Source organism: Cryobacterium ruanii (assembly GCF_004404055.1).
In the GTDB taxonomy this organism is placed as follows: domain Bacteria; phylum Actinomycetota; class Actinomycetes; order Actinomycetales; family Microbacteriaceae; genus Cryobacterium; species Cryobacterium ruanii.
In genome coordinates, this window is record NZ_SOHK01000017.1 from 31175 (window position 1) to 50825 (window position 19651).

Annotated in this window: 16 protein-coding genes; 7 read left to right on the forward strand and 9 right to left on the reverse strand. The window is 68.0% G+C overall.

Going from position 1 to position 19651, the window contains the following annotated elements:
* Positions 1-6 precede the first annotated feature (6 nt).
* Positions 7-750, reverse strand: a complete 744-nt coding sequence (locus tag E3T47_RS11695; RefSeq protein ID WP_134556255.1) for a dienelactone hydrolase family protein — start codon at positions 748-750, stop codon at positions 7-9.
* Positions 751-836: 86 nt separating this feature from the next.
* On the opposite strand from E3T47_RS11695, the gene E3T47_RS11700 reads away from it, so the two are divergent.
* Entirely contained in the window at positions 837-1544 is a 708-nt protein-coding gene (locus E3T47_RS11700; RefSeq protein ID WP_134556256.1) for a FadR/GntR family transcriptional regulator, read from the forward strand.
* Positions 1545-1573: 29 nt separating this feature from the next.
* The gene (locus E3T47_RS11705; RefSeq protein WP_134556257.1) at positions 1574-2947 is read left to right on the forward strand and encodes an alpha-hydroxy acid oxidase; all 1374 of its coding nucleotides are present in this window, start codon (positions 1574-1576) and stop codon (positions 2945-2947) included.
* A gap of 118 nt (positions 2948-3065) precedes the next feature.
* Here E3T47_RS11705 and rocD read toward each other — a convergent pair whose 3' ends face one another.
* Entirely contained in the window at positions 3066-4331 is a 1266-nt protein-coding gene (gene rocD, locus E3T47_RS11710; RefSeq protein WP_134556258.1) for an ornithine--oxo-acid transaminase, read from the reverse strand.
* A gap of 76 nt (positions 4332-4407) precedes the next feature.
* Positions 4408-5262, reverse strand: coding sequence for a dimethylargininase (ddaH, locus tag E3T47_RS11715; RefSeq protein ID WP_134556259.1), 855 nt, complete (start codon positions 5260-5262; stop codon positions 4408-4410).
* 225 nt (positions 5263-5487) lie between these two features.
* Between ddaH and E3T47_RS11720 the strand changes: the two genes are divergently transcribed.
* Positions 5488-5925, forward strand: a complete 438-nt coding sequence (locus E3T47_RS11720; protein WP_134556260.1) for an Lrp/AsnC family transcriptional regulator — start codon at positions 5488-5490, stop codon at positions 5923-5925.
* 73 nt (positions 5926-5998) lie between these two features.
* Here the strand turns inward: E3T47_RS11720 and E3T47_RS11725 are convergent, their stop codons facing one another.
* A complete protein-coding gene (locus tag E3T47_RS11725; protein ID WP_134556261.1) occupies positions 5999-6751 on the reverse strand; it encodes an ABC transporter permease in 753 nt (250 codons plus the stop codon).
* A gap of 184 nt (positions 6752-6935) precedes the next feature.
* On the opposite strand from E3T47_RS11725, the gene E3T47_RS11730 reads away from it, so the two are divergent.
* From E3T47_RS11730 to E3T47_RS11740, 3 genes are all read left to right on the forward strand, one after another.
* A complete protein-coding gene (locus E3T47_RS11730; RefSeq protein ID WP_134556262.1) occupies positions 6936-7313 on the forward strand; it encodes a GntR family transcriptional regulator in 378 nt (125 codons plus the stop codon).
* A 68-nt stretch (positions 7314-7381) separates the two neighbouring features.
* Positions 7382-8440, forward strand: a complete 1059-nt coding sequence (locus E3T47_RS11735) for a hypothetical protein (protein WP_134556263.1) — start codon at positions 7382-7384, stop codon at positions 8438-8440.
* On the forward strand, positions 8437-8799 hold the full coding sequence (locus tag E3T47_RS11740) for a GntR family transcriptional regulator (RefSeq protein ID WP_422386490.1): 363 nt from the start codon (positions 8437-8439) through the stop codon (positions 8797-8799). Before E3T47_RS11735 ends, E3T47_RS11740 begins: the two co-directional genes overlap by 4 nt.
* A 44-nt stretch (positions 8800-8843) precedes the next feature.
* On the opposite strand, the gene E3T47_RS11745 is transcribed toward E3T47_RS11740, so the two are convergent.
* The 4 genes from E3T47_RS11745 to E3T47_RS11760 all read right to left on the reverse strand — a co-directional run bounded on the left by E3T47_RS11745 (position 8844) and on the right by E3T47_RS11760 (position 17490).
* Positions 8844-9845 (reverse strand): NAD-dependent epimerase/dehydratase family protein, encoded by a 1002-nt coding sequence (locus E3T47_RS11745; protein ID WP_134556264.1) that lies wholly within the window; start codon positions 9843-9845, stop codon positions 8844-8846.
* Positions 9842-12655, reverse strand: a complete 2814-nt coding sequence (locus E3T47_RS11750; RefSeq protein ID WP_134556265.1) for an alpha/beta fold hydrolase — start codon at positions 12653-12655, stop codon at positions 9842-9844. Before E3T47_RS11750 ends, E3T47_RS11745 begins: the two co-directional genes overlap by 4 nt.
* Before the next feature lie 25 nt (positions 12656-12680).
* Entirely contained in the window at positions 12681-13703 is a 1023-nt protein-coding gene (locus tag E3T47_RS11755; protein WP_134556266.1) for a 3-oxoacyl-ACP synthase III, read from the reverse strand.
* 205 nt (positions 13704-13908) lie between these two features.
* On the reverse strand, positions 13909-17490 hold the full coding sequence (locus E3T47_RS11760) for a proline dehydrogenase family protein (protein WP_134556515.1): 3582 nt from the start codon (positions 17488-17490) through the stop codon (positions 13909-13911).
* Between the two features lie 157 nt (positions 17491-17647).
* Between E3T47_RS11760 and E3T47_RS11765 the strand changes: the two genes are divergently transcribed.
* On the forward strand, positions 17648-18607 hold the full coding sequence (locus tag E3T47_RS11765) for a LysR family transcriptional regulator (RefSeq protein ID WP_134556267.1): 960 nt from the start codon (positions 17648-17650) through the stop codon (positions 18605-18607).
* 145 nt (positions 18608-18752) lie between these two features.
* Here the strand turns inward: E3T47_RS11765 and E3T47_RS16450 are convergent, their stop codons facing one another.
* Positions 18753-19616, reverse strand: a complete 864-nt coding sequence (locus E3T47_RS16450; protein ID WP_241982217.1) for a 5'-nucleotidase C-terminal domain-containing protein — start codon at positions 19614-19616, stop codon at positions 18753-18755.
* Positions 19617-19651: the final 35 nt, after the last annotated feature.

Here is a 19651-nt window from a genome sequence, read left to right on the forward strand (position 1 = left end):
CGCCCTCTACCGTGATGCGCCGAGATGCTCGCCGAAGAAGGCTTCGATGCGCGTCCAGGCGTCGGCGGCGGCGATCGGGTCGGGCCCGGCGCCAAGAATTCGTTTGAGCACGGGGCGCAGCACCCGCGGCCCGGTCTCGGCATCGTTGAGAAAGGCGTGCCCGGCTCCGGGATATTCCTTGACGTCGTGCTCAATCCGCAGCCGGTCGAGGGAGGAATCGAGCCTGGCCGCTGCGCCGATGAGGGAGCGGTCGTCGCCGCCGAAGCTGCCGACGATCGGGCAGGCGCCGAGTAGGTGATCGTCGAGGTCTTTGGGCAACCGGCCGTAGTTGACCGAGGAGGCGTCGAAGCCGCGCGCGGCGGTAGCGAGCGCGAAGCCGCCTCCCATGCAGAAGCCGAGCACGCCGATGCGCCCGGTGCAGTCGGTGCGCTCGATCAGGAACGTGCGGGCCGTTTCGATGTCAACGAAGGCCCGACCGGCACCGGCCGACAGCGTGCGAAAGGTGGCGACGAGGCATTTGCGGGTTCCACCCTCGGTGAAAAGGTCGGGCATGAGTGCGAGATAGCCGGCCTCGGCCAAGCGCACCGCCTGGCGTCGCATGACCTCGGTGAGGCCGAACGCTTCGTGCACGAGCACGACGCCGGGCCAGGGGCCGTCGCCGGCAGGGATCGCGAGCACGGCTTTCAGGCCGGCGCTGCCGCCCGGTCCGTCGGGTAGTTTCAGGTCGATCAGCTGGGGCGCGGCGGTCATGTGGTCTCTCCCGGTTTGGCTGAAACTGTATCCCGCAAACCCGGCAACATCGTGTAGCCTGTGGTCAGACCACAGAACGGACCCCGATGACCGCGATCGCCCCGCGCGCCTGGCAGGTCGTGCTCGACGCCGTCGAACTCGACCTGATCGAGGGGCGCCTCAGCCCGGGAGATCACCTGCCGCCCGAACGCACGCTTGCGGCCGACCTCGGGGTCGGCAGATCGAGTGTGCGCGAAGCGCTGCGGGTGCTCGAGGTGCTGGGGCTCATTCGCACGGCCGTCGGTTCCGGGCCGTCGGCGGGCGCGATCATCGTCGCCCGACCCGGCGGCGGCATGTCGGCGCTCATGCGCCTGCAGGTCGCAGCGCAGGGATTCGACGTAGCCGACGTCGTGAAAACCCGTCTCGTGCTGGAAGGATCGGTCGTCGCCGAGCTGGCTGGCATGCCCTTCCCCGACCTGACCGGCTCCGAGCAAATCCTCACCGCCATGGAGGATCAGACCCTGACCGAAGCCGAATTTCTCGCCCTCGACACCCAGTTCCACCTCTCGCTCGCCGAAGCGAGCGGCAACCAGGTCATCACCGCGACCATGGCCGGCCTCCGCAGCGCGATCGAGGGGTACGCGCGGGCGGGCGCGGCGGGCCTACCCAGCTGGCCGGCGACATCCGCTCGTCTCAGACTCGAGCATCGCGGCATTCTCTTGGCCATTCTGGCCGGTCAACCGGATTCCGCCCGCCTCGCCGTGCACGCCCACATCTCGGGGTATTACGCCGAGACCCACCTCACTTCCCACTGATTCCTTGCCGACGACACGATAGGACGACCATGGTTCAACGACGCATCCCCAGGATCAAAGACCTCGCCCCGCTGATGAAGTTCAAGACCCCCGAGCTCAACGCGAAGAAGCGGCGGCTCGATGGCGCCCTGACGATCTCCGACCTGCGGGTCATCGCCAGGAAGCGCACGCCGAAGGCCGCATTCGACTACACCGAGGGCGCCGCCGAAGCGGAGATCTCGCTCGGCCGTGCCCGGCAGGCCTTCGAAGACATCGAGTTTCACCCGTCGATCTTGCGCGACGTGTCGACCGTGTCAACCGGTTGGGACGTGCTCGGCGCCCCTGTGGAGCAGCCCTTCGGCATCGCGCCCACCGGCTTCACCCGCATGATGCAGACCGAGGGCGAGATCGCCGGGGCGCACGCCGCGGCCCGCGCCGGTATTCCCTTCGCTCTGTCGACCATGGGCACGACTTCGATCGAAGACGTCAAGGCCGCCAACCCGAACGGCCGCAACTGGTTCCAGCTGTACATGTGGAAGGATCGCGACCGCTCGATGGCGCTCGTCGACCGGGCTGCCAAGGCCGGATACGACACCCTGCTGGTGACCGTTGACGTGCCTGTCGCTGGCGCCCGACTGCGCGACAGGCGCAACGGCTTCTCGATCCCGCCGGCGCTCACCCTCGGTACCGTCGTGAACGCGCTGCCGCGCCCGGAATGGTGGATCAACTTTCTGACCACCGAACCGCTCTCGTTCGCGAGCCTCGACCGGTGGAGCGGTACCGTCGCCGAACTGCTCGACACCATGTTCGACCCGACGGTCGACTTCGAGGACCTCGCCTGGATCAAGGCGCAATGGCCAGGCAGGGTCGTCGTCAAGGGCGTGCAGAACCTCGACGACGCAAAGCGTCTCGTAGATCTCGGTGTGGACGGCATCACCCTATCGAACCACGGCGGTCGCCAGCTCGACCGTGCACCGATTCCGTTCCACTTGCTGCCGCAGGTTGCCCGTGAGGTCGGTGCCCACACCGAGGTGCACCTCGACACGGGCATCATGTCGGGGGCCGACGTGGTGGCCTCGATCGCGCTCGGCGCCCGCTTCACGATGATCGGTCGCGCCTACCTCTACGGCCTCATGGCCGGCGGTGAGGCCGGGGTCGATCGCACGATTGCGATCCTGTCGGAGCAGGTGGCCCGCACCATGCGCCTGCTCGGCGTGAACGCGCTCGAGGAGTTGGACCCCCGCCACGTGACGCAGCTATCCCGGCTGCAGCCGGTCGCCGCGCCCTTGGTCGCCGCGGCCGAGGCGGTTCCGGTGCGTAAGGCGCCAGTGCGCAGGGCTTCGAATGCGAGCGACAGCGCGTCCGCTGTTGTGACGGGCACGCCGGTGAATCGTGCGCCGAAGAAGACGGCCCCGGCGCAGTAGGGGAGGCGGCGCATGACCGCACCCGGTATGGGTGCGCGCTACCGTAACCGGCGTAGCGGTCACCGGAATGGGGCGCGACCATGCACGTTGCCACGGTCGGCGTGAGACGGCCGGGGACCTACTTCGCGGCGGCGAGGTCGGCGAGCACGAAGCGCAGCTGTTCGACGGCCCAGTCCACGTCCGCCTCCGAGACCACGATCGGCGGCGCGAGGCGAATGGTCGAGCCGTGGGTGTCCTTCGCGAGCACCCCGCGGGCGAGGAGCGCCTCGCAGACGACCCGGCCGGGCGCGAGAGACGGGTCGATATCGATGCCGGCCCAGAGTCCCACCCCACGCACAGCGATCACGCCGTGGCCGATCAGTGCGGCGAGCCCGGCGTGCAGGCGGGCGCCGAGCTCGGTCGCGCGCTGCTGATATTCGCCCGTGGCCAGCATCTTCACCACGGCGAGGCCGACAGCCGCGGCGAGCGGGTTGCCACCGAAGGTCGAGCCGTGCTCGCCCGGGTGCAGCACTCCGAGGATGTCGGTGTTGCCGACGACGGCCGAGACGGGAACGATGCCGCCGCCGAGCGCCTTGCCGAGCAGGTAGAGGTCGGGCACGACGCCCACCAGATCGCAGGCGAAGGTCGAACCGGTGCGGCCGAGGCCCGACTGGATCTCATCGGCAATGAACAGAACGCCCAGCCGCGTGGTGATCTCCCGCACCGCGGGCAGATATTCCGCGGCCGGCACGACGATCCCGGCCTCACCCTGGATGGGTTCGAGCAGCACGGCCACTGTGTTCTCGTCGATCGCCGCTTCGAGCGCTGCGGCATCGCCGTACGGCACGGTGCGAAAACCGGGCGTGAATGGGCCGAACCCGGCGCGGGCCGACTCATCGTCGGAGAAGCTGATGATGGTGGTGGTGCGGCCGTGAAAGTTGCCGGCGGCGACGATGATGTTGGCCTGGCCGGGGGCGACGCCTTTGATCCGGTAGCCCCAGGCGCGAGCCACCTTGATGCCGGACTCCACTGCCTCCGCGCCGGTGTTCATCGGCAGCACCATGTCCTTGCCGGCGAGTTCAGCGAGCGCGGTCACGAACGGGCCGAGCTGGTCGTTATAGAACGCGCGACTGGTCAGGGTGATCCGGCCGAGCTGCGCGCGGGCGGCATCGAGCAGCAGCGGGTTGGAGTGACCGAAGTTCACGGCCGAGTACGCGGCGAGGCAGTCTAAATAGCGGTGACCCGCGACATCCGTCACCCAGGCACCGTCGCCGGACGCCACGACGACCTCGAGCGGGTGGTAATTGTGCGCGGCGTGCGCGCTCTCCTGGGCGATCAAGGCAGCAGCAGCCGGCGAAACGGATGCCGCGGCTACGGCCTGCGCGTCGGTCAGGTTCGTGGTCATGTCGTGCTCCTTCAGGGTCGTGTTGGCGAAGTTGATCGGCGCGGTGCTGGTCGACGTGATGATGGTGCAGACAGTGTCATCGGCGCAGCTCGAGCGTGCAGCATTTGACGCCGCCGCCGCCGAGCAGCAGTTCGGACAGGTCGACGCCGATCGGGTTGTAGCCGCGCGCGCGCAGTTGGCGTTCGAAGTCCTTGGCGCGGGCTGCGATGACGACGTTGTAGCCGTCGGAGTACGAGTTGAGGCCGAGGATGGCGGCGTCTTCTTCGGTGACTATGACCGCGTCGGGGTAGCGCTCCTGCAGAGTGGCAAGGCTTGGCTCGTCGAAGGCGCTCGGCAGGTAGGCGATGTTGCTGTCGTCAAGAACGGCGACGGCGGTATCGAGGTGGTAGAAGCTCGGGTTGATCAGGCGCAGGGTGATCACCGGGCGGCCGGCGATGGCCGAGAGTTCGGCGTGGCTGTTGGAGTCGCTGCGAAAACCGGTGCCGGCCAGGATGACGTCGCCGACCAGCAGAAAGTCGCCCTCACCCTCGTTGGTCTCGACGGGCACGCGTACGTTAAAGTCGTTGGCGCCGAACCAGTCCATGTAGGCGGGGCCCTCGGGCTGGCGCTGCACATGGGTGAACTTGGCGCCGTACGCCTGGTTATCGATGACGAAGCCGCCGTTGGCCGCGTAGACCATATCGGGCAGGCCGTCGATCGGATCGATCAGCTGCACGTCGAAGCCGAGGCCGACGTAGGTGTCGTAAAGAGTCTGCCACTGCGTGACGGCGAGCGAGGTGTCGGTGGGCAGGGCCGGGTCCATCCACGGATTGATGCGGTACACAACGGTGAAGAACTGCGGCTTGCACATGAGCACGGTGCGTTTGGTGGCGGTACGCACGGGAACGGCGCCCTCTTCGGCGAGAACGGGGGTGGCTGAGTTGATCGACATGAGGCTCCTTTTGGGATCCGCGGGCCTATCGACCGGCGGAACTCGGGGTGGATGGCGGACCAGGTCGCTCACGAGAGCCCGGCACGACCAAGTTTGCTCGTTCCGGGACGCCACTCTCAGTCTCACACAGCATGAATCGACATTTCACGCCGATTTGCGCAAGAAATCTTCGAGATGTACGGTGCGAACGCAATCTTGCGTATAGCTGGCCCCTAGACTCGCCCCATGGACAACCTCGATCACAGCATTCTCGACCTGCTGCGCCAGAACGCGCGCGCCGGCTATGGTGACATCGGCTCGGTGGTGGGGCTGTCGGCATCCGCTGTGAAACGGCGCGTCGACCGGCTGGTGGCCGATAAGGTCATTCGCAGCTTTACGATTCAGGTCGACCCGGCCGTCGACGGGATGAGCACGGAAGCCTACGTCGAGCTGTTCTGCCGAGGCACCGTTGCGCCCGACGAATTGCTACGCATTCTCTCCGGGGTGCCCGAGGTCGTCGATGCGGGAACCGTCACCGGCAGCGCCGACGCCATGGTGCACATTCGCGCGCGCGACATTCCGGGGCTGGAGGCAGCGCTCGAAAAGGTACGTCTGGCTCCCAACGTGGACCATACCCGCAGCGCGATCGTGCTCTCCCGTCTGATCCAGCGCTCGATCGCGTAGCTCATCCTTCACTAGAGAGCGGCACATACCTTGCTTCGCGGGGCTGAAGCCACGAATTTCCCGCTCTCGCGGACTAAAGGACTGGCTTCTGGCGCACCGGAGAGATCAAATGCAGCAGGGTGACCGCGGCGATCGACCCGGCGCAGAGAATGCCGGCGAGGACGACGATCTGAAACCGGCCGGCCTCGAGCGGCGAGGCTCCCCCGAAAATCGCTCCGACGAACGCGCCCGGAAGCGTGACCAAGCCTGTCGTCTTGGTCTGGTCGGTGGACGGGATGATGGCGAAGTAGACGGCCTGCCGGGCCAGGTCGCGGGTCGATTGCCGCGGCGTGGCCCCGAGAGCCAGCCAACCCTCGACCTCGGGCCAGTGGTCGCTGACCGCCTCTGAGAAGCGGCGCCCGCTGAGCGTCGCGATCGACATCGCATTGCCGATGATGATGCCGCCGATCGCGAGCACGTAGCGCGGCGAGAACTCGATCGCCCCGGTTGCGAAAACAATGGTTAGCGTCACGATCACGCCGAGTCCCATGGCCGCGGCCACGCGCACGAGGTGAGCCCGGCTGGCGCCGACGCGACGGGTGACCGTGCCGACGGCCGCCGCGAACATGACGAGCAGGCTGACACCGACCCAGAGTGGGTCGTTGATGATTCCGCTGAGAATAAGGCTGATCGCGGCCAGTTGCAGGGTTCCGCGCAGCAGGGCGAGCGCCGGGGCGAACGGATGCTGCGTGCGATACGCGCGCAAAACCGTCACGACCACCGCGAGCAGCAGCACAACCCCGACCAGGGTGGGCAGCAGGCTGGCCAGCTCTGCGGGAAAGGTCATTAGTCGAGCCTACCCAGCCAACTCCACCCCCCTCGCAAAAGCGGGTGAATGGTTGCTTCGACATGGTCGAAGCAACCATTCACCCGCACTCGCGGAACATTTCGGGGGAACGTACCGTGGGTATGCTGTTGCAGCATCGGTTGTAGCGAGGCAAAATTGCCCATAACGTTGAACGGAGGGTCCCATGCCCGCTTCCTTTATTGTCATTGACCCCCAATCGAGTACGCCGCCGTTTGAACAGCTGCGCAGCCAGGTGATTGCGGCCGTGCGCTCGGGCAAACTTGCCCACGACACTCGCCTGCCGACCGTGCGAGCCCTTGCCGCCGAGCTGGGCCTGGCTACGAACACGGTCGCCCGCGCCTATCGCGAGCTGGAGCGGGACAGCGTGATAGAAACGCGTGGCCGGTTCGGATCCTTCATCGCTCCCAAGGGTGATGCGGCCGATCGCAATGCTCAGGCGGCGGCCGACGCATTCGCGACGCGCATCGAGCAACTGGGGGTCAGCCCGACCGATGCGCTCAGGCTGGTCGCCGAGGCCCTGAATCGGCAATCCGCAGTCTGACTGTCGGCCTTGCACTTCGCATTTTGTAGCGCTACTCTGGTACAAAATACGCACAAAGAGAGGGTTTCGTGGATGCAGTCGTAGTGATCCTGGCGACGCTGGCACTGGCGGGCTTCGGCATCCGCTTGGTCTATAGCGCGCGTGCCGTACCACGCAGGCGGATGCTGCACGCCTACTCCCGGCAGGTCGGGCTCGCGTTGGCTCCCGAGATCGTTGCCGAGTTGTCGACCCGGATCTATCGCCGCGAACGCGCGGGAATCGTTGGGTCGATGGTGGGGCTCTTCGTTGGCGTCACGGCGCTGGTCGTGACGGACGGCAATGAGAACCCGTGGAACGGGCTCCTGGTCGTTGTCGCGATGACCGTCGGGTCGACGGTCGCTCTCATCGGCGACGATTCCCGCTCGGCGTTTGCTCCGGTTGCCGAAACCCCGCGACTGGCGCGCAACATCTCCCCCGGGCTGGCCGACTACGTCACGCCGCTTGACCGTACGTTCTCCCTGGGCCTGCTGGGCCTCGCCACCCTCGGCTATATTGCAGTGCTCGGGGTCATCGCCATCAACCCGGAGCGCGCCTTCGATGACGTCTCGGTTCGCACGATTCTCTGGCCGGCCGGGCTGTTACTGGCGCTGGCGACCGCCGCGAGCCTGACGACTTGGGCGGCGGCGAACGCACTACTCGCCCACGGCCAACCGGCGGCCACTTACACTCAGCTGGCCTGGAGCGACGCTTTTCGCAGCACCACCCTGCGCAGCCTCGTGGGAATTCCCGGAATCATCGCCGCCGTGAGCAGCTGCGTCTTGTTCCTCTCGTTGAGTGAAGCGATGACCCTACCGGTGCCCGGCTCGATCGGCGAGATTCTGGTCGGCTCTTTCACGATCATGGGCCCGGTGCTGGTCGTCGTGCTGGTCAGCTGGAGCGTCACAAGCCTGCGCAATCGCAGCACGACCCACTTTCTGCGCCGGCTGTGGCCAGAGACGGCCCTCGAACTCGACCGTCGTCGACGCACGCCCGGCGCCGCCGACCCCGGCGGTCACCCCGGCGGTCAGCCCGGCGACCCCGGCGGCCAGAAAGATGGCCAACCCGACGACCGGCCGGACCAGGACAGCCGAACAAAGACCCCGGCATGATGCTGCTGGTCGATCCGCGCTCGGCGACACCGCCCTACGAACAGTTGCGGGTGCAGGTGCTCACCGCAGTGCGCTCGGGCGAACTGGCTCCCGGCGACAAACTGCCGACCGTGCGCAGGCTCGCCGAAGATTTGGGGCTCGCCACCAACACCGTCGCCCGCGCCTACCGAGAGCTCGAGCGTGCCGAGGTCATCGAAACGCGGGGTCGCAACGGATCCTTCATCGCCGCGAGCGGTGACCTGGCCCAGCGGCAGGTTCAGGTGGCCGCCGTGGCGTTCGCCGGCAAGGCGCGCCAACTCGGCGTCGCACCCGAGGAAGCTCTCGCGTTTGCGCGCGCGGCCCTCGGCATCCGCTTGTAGAGCCCCGTCTACCATTCTGGCCGTGCACAGGGTGGCGGGTGGCGCTAGGGGCGTGAGCGATAGTGGGCGGCTAAGCGTCGGAAGCCCTCGTCCAGGGAGACTGATGGGGTCCAGAGCAGGCTAGCGCGGGTGCGCCGCTGGTCGAACCAGTGCGCCGTCGAGAGCTGCTCGGCCAGAAACCGGGTCATCGGCGGTTCGGCGACCTGGCCATCGCCTTTCGGGCGGGCACGCCAGACGGCCTCGATGACCGAACCGGCCATGCGGGCAGCGGATGCCGGCACCCGCCACGTCGGAGCGGCCACGCCGGCCGCGCCGCAGATTCCGGCGAGCAATTCCGCGACCGGGCGCGGTTCACCGTTGGTGACCACGTAGGACTGCCCGTGCACGGCCGGGGCGGCATCGAGGGCCGCGTGGATCGCGGAGGCTGCATTGTCGACGTAGGTCGTGTCGATGAGCGCGGCACCGTGTCCGAGCAGCGGCAGCCGCCCACGGCGGGCGCGGTCGACGATCCGGTCGATCAGCTGGGTGTCGCCTGGGCCCCAGACCAGGTGCGGGCGCACGGCGACCACGCTGAATTCGGGTGCGTCCGCGGCGAGCGCGAGCAGTTCGGCCCTGGCCTTGGTGCGGGCGTAGTCGCCGCGGGCGTGCTCCGGCGAGGCGGGCAGCGCGTCAGCACCCATGATCGAACGGCCCGCGTGGGCCACGGATGGCGAGGAGACGTAGACAAAACGGGAGACGCCGGCACGCCGGGCCGCCTGCACAACCGTGCCGGTGCCGCCGACGTTGACGGCCTCGAATTCGGCCGGGTCACCGGTGAGTGAGACCTTAGCGGCGAGGTGCACGACGGCATCCATGCCACTCACGGCGTAGGCGAGGCCGACATAGGGGGTATCGGCGACCGTTGTGATCGAGCCGTGCACGTCTTCGACGCCGGGCACGCCCGATGGCCGCCGCTGAAAGGTGCGCACCTCGTGCCCGGCCGTACTGATGCGGGCCGCGACGGCGCGGCCAAGAAATCCGCTGGCTCCCGTGACCAGCACCCTCACGGCTTGACCCAGCGACCGCCGGAGAGGATGCCGGCGGCCCACCGCGACAACCGGCTGCGGTCGATCTTGGAGTTGTGCCGAATATCGGTGGGCAGGCCGGGCACGACGAGCACGGCGGCGACCGGCGAACCGACTGCCGCACGCACGGCTGCGGCGAGCGGTTCGGGGGCCCGGTGCACCCGGCGGGCCCCCGGCACGGTTTCGATCACGGCGACCTGCTGCTGCGTGCCGATCGGGCCGACGCCGACGAAGGCCGCACGAGAAACGTCGGACAGCGTTTCGATGCGCTGCTCGGGGCCGACCGGAGTGACGACGCCGCCGGCCGTCACGATGACGTGCGGCATGCGGCCCTCGACCCAGAGGCGTCCCGCGCTGTCAAGGTGGCCGACATCGCCGGTGCGGTGCCAGCGTTCGCCCGGCACGGCCCCGCGGCGCGATGCCCGCTCGGTGAGCCAGAGCCGGTCGTAGTGATCCTTCACGTGCGGCGCCGACACGACGATCTCACCGGTCACGTTGGGCTGGTCCGACAGCTCCCCAACGGATGCCCCACTCGCGTCGAGCGCGCTGATCCGGATGCGGGTGGTCGCGGTCGACCCGCCGACGCAGACGCCACCGGCCGGGGTCGCGGTGTCGGCCGGGGTTTCTGCTACCGGGGTGGTCGGCACTACAGCCGCGCGACCCACGGCATCCGCTGTCTGCGGCCGTGCGACGCTCGCAGCGGCGGCACGAATGCCCTCGAGGGTGATGTCGGCCATGAGCAGGCCCTCGGTCATGCCGTACGGGGTGTGCGCGGTCGCTTGTGGCATGAGTGCGGCCGCCTGGGCGAGCAGGCTCTCGGAGATCGGCGCGCCGGCCGACAGAAAACGCTGAACACCGGCCAGGGCCGCGTGGTCGACAGGAGTGAGCGCCTGCGCGGTCGCGACGACATTCACGAGGGCGGCGGGCGAGAGGAAGACGACCGTCGCGTCGATCGCGGCGACGGCGGCCGCGACCGCGGTGGCGGTAAGGGTCTTGGGCGCGGTGACGTCCATGTCGGGGGTGACCGAGCGGGCGCCGAGGGCCGGACCGAGCAGGGCGAACGGGGCGAAGCCGGCCACGAGGCCGGTGCCGACGCCGACGCCGTACTGCAGAAAGAGGGCGCGGCTCACCGCGGAGAGCTGCCCGTGCGTGTAGACGACGCCCTTGGCCGGACCGGTTGATCCGGAAGTGAACAGCACGGCCGCCGGGTCGCTCGGGGCGGGCTCAGCCGGGAGCGCATCGCCAGCATCGAGCCGGGCCTGGCCCAGACTGATCAGCTCGGCGAGGGTGTGCTCGACACTGAGAAGACGCGCCATCGGCGCGGAAAAACGAGCGACCGAGATTTTTCGTCCCGGCCAGCGGAGCACGCGGGCGGCCATCAACCCGGGAGCGGCACCGATGACGAAATCGGGGCGGGCACCGCGCACGGCGCGAGTGAGGCCGGCCAGGCCGAGACCGGCATCCGCTACGACGACGATGGCGCCGATGCGCACGCAGGCGTAGAGAACCGCGGTGAGGTCGGCGCTCGGCGGTACCAGGAGCGAGACGCGGTCGCCGGGCTTCACGCCGATATGCACGAGGCCGGCGGCGATCTGGCGCACGCGCCGCGACAGCAGACGCCAGCTGACCATGCGCGGGGCTGGCTGCATGTCGACGAGGGCGGTCTCGTCGGAGCACTGTAATTCGTCGAGGTAATGCCACAACGGATGCGTCCCCACGGATTCCCATGCGGCTCGCGTAGCCGAGACGGCGGTCTCGACCGGCTCGACCAGTACCGGGGCATCGGCGGGAGAACATGCGACAGTATCGCCCAGCCAGAGCAGCGCGGCGGCGGCATAGTCCGCGTCTTCGGCCAACAGATGGCCAGCACCCTCGAACCGGTGCACGCGCGCGTGCGGCATCCGCTCGACCAGGTCGTCGAGGTAGCGGTCGCTGAAGATCGGGTCGCGCGGACCCCAGAGCAGCAGTGTCGGCACCGAAAGCGAACGCACTGCTGCGGCGATGCGGTCGAGTTCGGGCCGACTCTCGTGCGCCAGTGCGACCGGAATGTCGGCGACGAAGCCGCCGATTCCGCCGCGACGAGCACTCGTCAGATACGGCGCGCGGTAGCCGCGCTTGACCTCGGTCGACAGCGGCGGATGCGCGAGGGCCAGCGTCGTCGCGAGGAATGCTGGCGTCGCGACGGTTGCCGGGCCGAGGATTCCGCGACCGAGGGCCAGCCGCAGCGGCGCCGGAATCGGGTCGCCTTCGGGATGGTGCACCGCGGTATTGAGCAGCATGACGCCGGCCAGCAGCTCGGGGTGGTCGACGGCCCAGCCGAGGGAGACGACGCCGCCCCAGTCGTGACCGAGCGTGATCACCGGGCCGGCCAGATCGAGCGCGTCGGTGAGGTCGCCGAGATCGCGCACCCGGCGCTTGAGGGGACGAAAACTTCCGGTGCGGGAGGAGAAACCCATGTCGAGCTGGTCGACGGCGATCACCCGCCAGGCCGGCGCGCCGGTCGCGGCAGCATCCGTTGCCGCCGACAGCAGGCCGCGCCAAAGGTAGGCCCAGGTGGGGTTGCCGTGCACACACAGAATGGTTCCGACCGGAAGAACGCCGAGCGCGTCGAGCTGCGGGCCGTTGTCGAGCAAGTGCCAGCCGTGGGTCACTCCGCCCGCACTGCCGCTCCGTGTGACCTCGAACAGCCGTGACCACTCCGGGTCGAGCCCCGCCAGGCCGGCCGGCGGCAGCGCCGCCGGGGCCGAAACGGTGCGGGGAAGACGACGAGAAGTGGTGCGGGTTTCAGTCACAGGGCCATCTCTGAACGGGTCACGGTCACCAGACAAGTTCCATCATGGCGGTATTGAGGCCGGAGCCGACGCCCATGAGCAGCACTCGATTGCCCGGTTGCAGCTTCGACGCCTCCTGGGAGAGCGTGATCGGAATCGACGCCGGACCGACATTGCCGAGCGTGGGATAGGTCAGTGGCACCCTCGTTTTGTCCATACCGGTGGCCTTGACGATGGCGTTGGTGTGCACGTCCGAGACCTGGTGCACGATGTAGCGGTCCATGTTCGACCAGCTCCAGTCGCGCTTGGCTTCGGTCCAGGCTGAGACGACCAGTTCCATCCCGCCTTTGAGCAGCGCCTTCGCGTCGGTGAACATGCCGTCGACGCTGCCGACACACAGTCCATTGAACTGGGTGGCAGCGCGGGTGACGCCGCCGAGGATGCGGTGTCCGCCGGGGTGGGCATCCGCGGGGCCGAGCACGGCGGCGGCCGCACCAGAGCCGAGGGTGAGGCTCGCGAACTCGCTCATGAAGTCCTTGCGTTTGATGCCCGGGCGGCCGAGGCGGTCGATCGTGTTGGTCTGGATCTCGTCGGCGTCTTCGCCGTCGATGATCACGGCATACTTGATCTGCCCGCTGTCGATGAGCTGCGCGGCGAGCGTCATGCCATTGACGAAACCAAGGCAGGCGTTGGCAATGTCGAAGTTGATGGCCGACGACGGCAAGCCGAGTCCGTGGTGGATGCGCACGGCAACAGAGGGTTCGAGGTGCTTGCGAGTGACCGAGGTGTTGATGAGCAGGCCCACGTCGCTCGGCTTGATGCCGGCCTCTTTCAACGCGATCTTGCCGGCCTTGACGGCGGCGTCATCGAAGGTCTCGTTCGGGCCCCAATTGCGGCGCTCGTACACGCCGGCCACGCGCTGCAACAGCCCAGTGGGCAATTTCAGGCGCGTCAAAACGGGCATCAAGCGGCGGTCGATTTCTTCGGACGTCGTGATGAGGGGCGCCATCAGACTCGTGACCGACAACAAAGCGACGTTTCGGTGCGTCGTCGTCGCATTTCCGTTCATGCGTGCACCCCTGCCGAATTGTGGACAGCGGTAATCATACGTCCCCTATGAGTTTGCCCCACGAAACTGTATGTAGACCGCACGTAGCCTGTGGGCGCTCGTGACCGATCACTCATAACAGCGAAGATATTCGACGAGACCATCCCGAATCGCGTGATTCGGGGTGGTCCGCCAGTTTTCTCCGCGGTTGCGAACGGTATCCGGGCTAGATCACGCCCTCAGAGAGCGTGCTCGGGTTTCCGAACCGGTGCGCGGTGATCGAGATGGCCTGTTCGCGCAGGAACGGCAGCACTTCGATACGGCCGGCCTGGGTGACCGCGTTCGAATACACGGCAATGTCCGGGCTGCCGTTCAGAGCCTCAGCGAGAGCGGATGCCGCCTCCCGCGCCCCCAGCACCGGGTCGCTGCCGATGAGGCGCACCCGGCTGGCCGTGATGCCACCGGAGCGGGCCCGCGCGAGCCACTCCTCGTCGCTCTCGACGACCACGGGGATCTCGCGCTCGGCCAGGATGTTGCGTACCGCGGGCGGCACCGGCACGGTGCTCGACACGTCGAAGCGCGACGTCGACAGGGTCGCGGCAGCGATCACGCGGAGCAGTTGAGCGAGCGTGCCGGTTTCGGTCAGGCGCACGGTGACCGGCAGCGCGCGATAGCGGAACAGGTTGCGCTCCACGCCGAGGTCGGCCGCGTCACGCACGACGTTGAATTCCTCACGCCAGGCCAGAGCGTCGCTCACGGCCGAGCGGCGCAGCACATCGAAATCGGCGTAGTCGAGAAACGGCTGGCTAGCTTCGATGATGTCGGTGACGCGCTGCTCGAGGCCGCGCAGGTGCAGCGTCGAGCTGTTGCGGCCCGGTTCGTTGACCCAGCTGCCGAGGCCGAAGAGGTAGTTCGGTCCGCCGGCCTTGGTGCCGGCGCCCACGGCGGAGCGCTTCCACCCGCCGAACGGCTGGCGCTGCACGATGGCACCGGTAATGCCGCGGTTGACGTAGAGGTTGCCGGCCTCGATCGAGTCGACCCAGAGGGCCAGTTCGTCGGCGTCGAGCGAGTGCAGGCCGGTCGTGAGCCCGAAGTCGACGGCATTTTGAAAGCGGATGGCTTCTTCCAGGTTGCGCGCGTGCATCACGCCGAGCACCGGGCCGAAGAACTCGGTGAGGTGAAAGTACGATCCGGGCGCGACCCCGGTGCGAATGCCCGGCGACCACAGCTTGCCGGTCTCATCGAGCTGCTTCGGCTCGACCAGCCACTGCTCTTCGGCGCCGAGGGTGGTCAGGGCGTGCAGCAGTTTGCCGTCGGCCGGCGACATGATCGGGCCCATCTGGGTGACCGGGTCGCTCGCCGGGCCGATCCTGATCGAGGTCGCGGCGTCGACCAGCTGGCCGAGGAAACGCTGCGATTTCGCGACCGAGCCGACCAGAATAACGAGGCTCGCGGCCGAGCACTTCTGGCCGGCGTGGCCGAAGGCGCTCTTCACGACATCGGCGGCGGCGAGGTCGAAGTCGGCCGAGGGGGTGACGATGATGGCGTTCTTGCCGCTGGTTTCGGCGAGCAGGGGCAGGTCGTGGCGGAATGAGCGGAACAGCTCGGCGGTCTCGTAACCGCCGGTGAGAATGACCCGGTTCACGGCGGGGTGGGCGATGAGCTTGGCGCCAAGGTCGCGGTGGGGCAGGTTGACCAGCGCGAGCAGTTCGCGCGGAATGCCGGCTTCCCAGAGTGCTTCGACGACAACGGCGCCGGTGCGCCGGGCGACCGTAGCGGGCTTGATGATGACGCCGGCGCCGGAAGCGAGGGCGGCGAGCACGCCACCGGCCGGGATGGCGGTCGGAAAGTTCCACGGCGGGGTGACCACGATGAGCTTGGACGGCACGAAGATGGCACCCTGCACACGATCGAGGTCTTTGGACCGCTCGGCGTAGTAGTGGGCGAAGTCCACGGCCTCGCTCACCTCGGCGTCACCCTCGGCGATGGTCTTGCCGCACTCGCTCGCCATGACCTCGATCAGGCGGTCGCGGTTCGCGGCGAGCGCGAGCCCGGCGCGGTGCAGCACGACGGCGCGTTCGGCGCCGGTTTTCTGCCCCCAGGCCGCTCCGGCGGTCAGCGCGGCGTCGATGATGGTGCCCAGCACTGCCTCGTCGGGAACGGTGGCGGCCTCAATGGTGTCGGTGCCGAGAGTTGATGCGTCGGCGCGGGCCAGGATGCGGCGGCCCCAGGCACGGTTGGCGGGCAGCGAGGGGTCGGTGTCCGGCTCGTTGTGAAAACTCGAGTGCAGGGGAACCGAGCCGCGGGTGATGCCGAGCAGGGCGCTGGTCAGTTGCGGGTCGGCGTCGGAGGCGGTCTCGATATCGTGGCTGCGGGCATCCGTTTGGGCGGCGACGAGCCGCTCTCGGTCGTAGTTGCTCGAGCGGTCCTGCACGCGGTTGGGGGTGGGCAGCCGGTCATCGAGGGCGTCGAGGGAGGCCTGGAAACGGGCCTTTTCGCGGTCGAACAGCTCGGGGTTGCTGGTCAGCTCGAACACGGCCGACATGAAGTTCTCCTGGCTGGCGTTTTCCTCGAGCCGGCGAATGAGATAACTGATGGCCACGTCGAACTGGGAGGGATCGACGACGGGCGTGTAGAGCAGCAGCTGGCCGACATCTTTGCGCACGGCCTGGGCCTGGCCGGTGGCCATGCCCAGCAGCATCTCGAACTCGACCCGGTCGTCGACGCCGCGGGCGACGCTGAGCAGGTGCGCCCACGCCACGTCGAACAGGTTGTGGCCGGCGATGCCGAGCTTGACCGCGTCGGTGTTCTGGGGGGTGAGTGCCCAGTTGAGCACCCGCTTGTAGTTGGTGTCGCTGTTCTGCTTGGTGGAGAAGGTCGCGAGCGGCCAGTCGTGCACGGCGGCGTCGACGTGCTCCATGGCGAGGTTGGCGCCCTTGACCAGGCGCACCTTGATCGGTGCGCCGCCGGCAGCGCGGCGGTTCTGCGCCCAGTGGGTGAGGCCCTGGATGGCACTGAGGGCGTCGGGCAGGTAGGCCTGCAGCACGATTCCGGCCTCGAGCTGGGCCAGCTGCGGCTGGTCGAGCAACCCCTCGAACACTGCGATGGTGAGGTCGAGGTCGCGGTATTCCTCCATGTCGAGGTTGATGAACTTCGGGGTAGCGGATGCCGCGGCGAACTCGAACAGCGGCGTTAGACGTTCGATCACGCGAGCGACGGTCTCGTCGAAGGCCCACATCGACAGCTGGCTGGCGATCGACGACACCTTGATCGAGACGTAGTCCACGTCGGGGCGTTCGAGGATGCGCTTGGTGCCTTCGAGACGCTCGAGTGCTTCCTTCTCACCGAGCACCGATTCGCCGAGCAGGTTGATGTTGAGGCGGTTGCCGCCCTCTTTGAGATGCACGAGTGCCGGGCCCAGCTTGTCGGGGGTGGCGTCGACGACGAGGTGGCCGACCATCTGGCGCAGCACGGTGCGGGCGGCGGGGATGACGACCCAGGGCAGCACCGGTCCGAGAATACCGCCGAGCCCGATGGCCGCGCGCATGTGCGGCGGCAGAAACCCGGGCGCCTTCTTGGCCACCTTCTGCAGGCTGTAGCCCGCGACCATCTTGTCTTCGGGGCGCATGACGCCGTCGACGAAACCGACAGTGAAATCCAGTCCAGTCGGGTCCTTCAGCACGCCGGCCAGCCGCTCGGCCGCGGCATCCGCTGGGATGGTGGCGCTTTCGTCGAGCCATTTCTTGACGAGTTTGACGACCTCCGAACTGAAATCCTCGTTGGCGGGACGGGCGGAGGCGTTGGTCATGGTCACGAGACTAGTCTTTCGTTCGCGGATGGGTGGCTCTGGTGTTTCAAGTCTGTGGCCAGCCTATATTTAGCAAAAGCAATTGTTTATGCATGATATTCGTTACAATTTCTAATGAATTGGTTTTGGGTATAGCTATCGGTGCAAGGAGCAACGGATGCTGGATGTCAGGCGGCTGCGACTGCTGCGCGAGCTGAAAATTCGCGGCACCCTCGCCGGGGTCGCCGCGGCCCTCGCCTACAGCCCCTCAGCTGTGTCACAGCAGCTCGCGCTGCTCGAAAAAGAGGCCGGCGTCGTGCTGCTTAAAAAGGTTGGTCGGCGGGTGCAACTCACCGCGCAGGCGGAGATCCTGGTCGAGCACACCACCCACCTACTGGAGCTGCTCGAGCTCGCCGAGGCCGACCTGCGCGCGAGCACGACGACGGTGTCGGGCACTGTGCGGGTGGCCGTGTTCCAGTCGGCGGCCCTCGCCGTGATTCCGCGCGCCCTCACCTTTCTGGCCGAGGACTTTCCTGCGCTGCGCGTTGAGGTGACCGAGCGGGAGCCCGAGCGCGGCCTGTTCGAGGTGGCCGCGCGGGACTTCGACCTCGTGCTCGCCGAGCAGTATCCCGGCCACACGCGCGCACACTGGCCCGACCTCGACCGGGTCAACCTTGCAACGGATGCGCTGCGGCTTGCGGTTCCACCCGACGACGCCGGTACGGTGCGCGCGGCGACCCTCGAGGAGACCGCTGGGCTGCCCTGGGTGATGGAACCGGTCGGCACCGCCTCGCGGCAGTGGGCGACGCAGCTCTGCCGCTCGGCCGGGTTCGAACCCGACGTTCGGTTCGAGACCGCCGACCTGATCGCGCACATCCGCTTGATCGAATCGGGCAATGCGGTGGGAATCCTGCCCGACCTGGTCTGGGCCGGCCGCATGCCGGCCGTGCAGCTGCACGACCTGCCCGGCACCCCGCATCGCACGCTGTTTTCGGCGGCGCGCCGGTCGAGTGCCGGGCGTCCCGGCGTCGTCGCGGTTCGCGGCGCCCTCGACCGGGCAGTGAGCAAGGTGGCCAAGCCCACCGAATCCGACCCGCTCGCGCCGCCGCGGCCGTTCGAGCCCCTCGCCCCGGTGTAGCGAAGGCCGCCTTCTCCGCGCAGGCAAAAAGCGTTGCGTCAGTACCAGCGAAGCAACGCTTTCCCGCTCTCGTGGGCGGGGCGGGGAGGGAGACCGACGGATGCCCCGACGTGTGACCGCGCCGGGGCATCCGTTTGAGATGGTGTTACGCCTGAGCGGCCTGGCGCTTGCGGCCGGCCAGGACCAGGCCGCCGCCGCCGAGCAACAGGAGCAGCGCGGCGAGGCCGGCCGGGGCGAGGTCGGCGCCGAGCGCCGGGATGGACCCCAGGGCGCTCGTGCTGCTCGCGACCACGTTCACCCCGACGGTGATCGGCTCAAAACCCACCGAAGTGATCACGAGCGTGTGCGCCCCGACCGGCGTGTTGGCCGGGATCACGGCGGAGAACACGGCAACTCCGGCAGCGTTGGCCGCGAAGGTGCCGAGGTTGACCGGTGTGGAGTAGAGCGTACCGGTGATCTCCTGGCCGGGGTTCAGCCCGGAGACCGTGACGGTGACTCGCTCACCAGGGGTGAACACCGCGTCGCCGACGTCGACACTGGCCCAGTCGGTGCCGGCCAGCACGGCGCGGCCGAGCGGTGCCGGGTCGACGAGCGCGTGCTGCTCGAAGTACGAGACAGTCGCCGCGAGGTCGACCTGGCCGGTATCCGTAGCATTGATTCCCGCGGCGAAGGTCATGAATTTATCGCCGCCCGAGGCCAAGAACGAGTTCGTCGTGACGCGGAAGACCTCGGTCGGGGAGATCGCCACGTCGTTCAGGGACATGCCGACGATGTGCTCGCCCTGTGCAGCGTCGGGCTCGTAGAGGTAGCTGAAGCCGTCCGAGACACCGAGGTGCAGCTTGGAGCGGCTGGGCTGCCACTGCTCCTCTAGCACCGCGCGCAGCTGGGCGCCCGTGAGGTCCATCGTTACGAGGGTGTTGGCGAACGGCTGCACGGTGGCGACCTCTTTGTAGGTCACCTTTCCGTCTTCGCCGAATCTGAGGTCGGTGCGCACGCCGCCGGGGTTCATGAATGCGATCTCGGCCGGCTCGCCGCCGAAGTCCG

Excerpts from the sequence above, each read along its gene's own strand:
- E3T47_RS11725 (WP_134556261.1), bottom strand. The coding sequence starts at position 6,751 with ATGACCTTTCCCGCAGAGCTGGCCAGCCTGCTGCCCACCCTGGTCGGG.
- E3T47_RS11765 (WP_134556267.1), top strand. The coding sequence starts at position 17,648 with ATGCTGGATGTCAGGCGGCTGCGACTGCTGCGCGAGCTGAAAATTCGC.
- E3T47_RS11695 (WP_134556255.1), bottom strand. The coding sequence starts at position 750 with ATGACCGCCGCGCCCCAGCTGATCGACCTGAAACTACCCGACGGACCG.
- E3T47_RS11740 (WP_422386490.1), top strand. The coding sequence starts at position 8,437 with ATGATGCTGCTGGTCGATCCGCGCTCGGCGACACCGCCCTACGAACAG.
- rocD (WP_134556258.1), bottom strand. The coding sequence starts at position 4,331 with ATGACCACGAACCTGACCGACGCGCAGGCCGTAGCCGCGGCATCCGTT.
- ddaH (WP_134556259.1), bottom strand. The coding sequence starts at position 5,262 with ATGTCGATCAACTCAGCCACCCCCGTTCTCGCCGAAGAGGGCGCCGTT.
- E3T47_RS16450 (WP_241982217.1), bottom strand. The coding sequence starts at position 19,616 with ATGAACCCCGGCGGCGTGCGCACCGACCTCAGATTCGGCGAAGACGGA.
- E3T47_RS11760 (WP_134556515.1), bottom strand. The coding sequence starts at position 17,490 with ATGACCAACGCCTCCGCCCGTCCCGCCAACGAGGATTTCAGTTCGGAG.
- E3T47_RS11730 (WP_134556262.1), top strand. The coding sequence starts at position 6,936 with ATGCCCGCTTCCTTTATTGTCATTGACCCCCAATCGAGTACGCCGCCG.
- E3T47_RS11705 (WP_134556257.1), top strand. The coding sequence starts at position 1,574 with ATGGTTCAACGACGCATCCCCAGGATCAAAGACCTCGCCCCGCTGATG.
- E3T47_RS11755 (WP_134556266.1), bottom strand. The coding sequence starts at position 13,703 with ATGAACGGAAATGCGACGACGACGCACCGAAACGTCGCTTTGTTGTCG.
- E3T47_RS11720 (WP_134556260.1), top strand. The coding sequence starts at position 5,488 with ATGGACAACCTCGATCACAGCATTCTCGACCTGCTGCGCCAGAACGCG.
- E3T47_RS11700 (WP_134556256.1), top strand. The coding sequence starts at position 837 with ATGACCGCGATCGCCCCGCGCGCCTGGCAGGTCGTGCTCGACGCCGTC.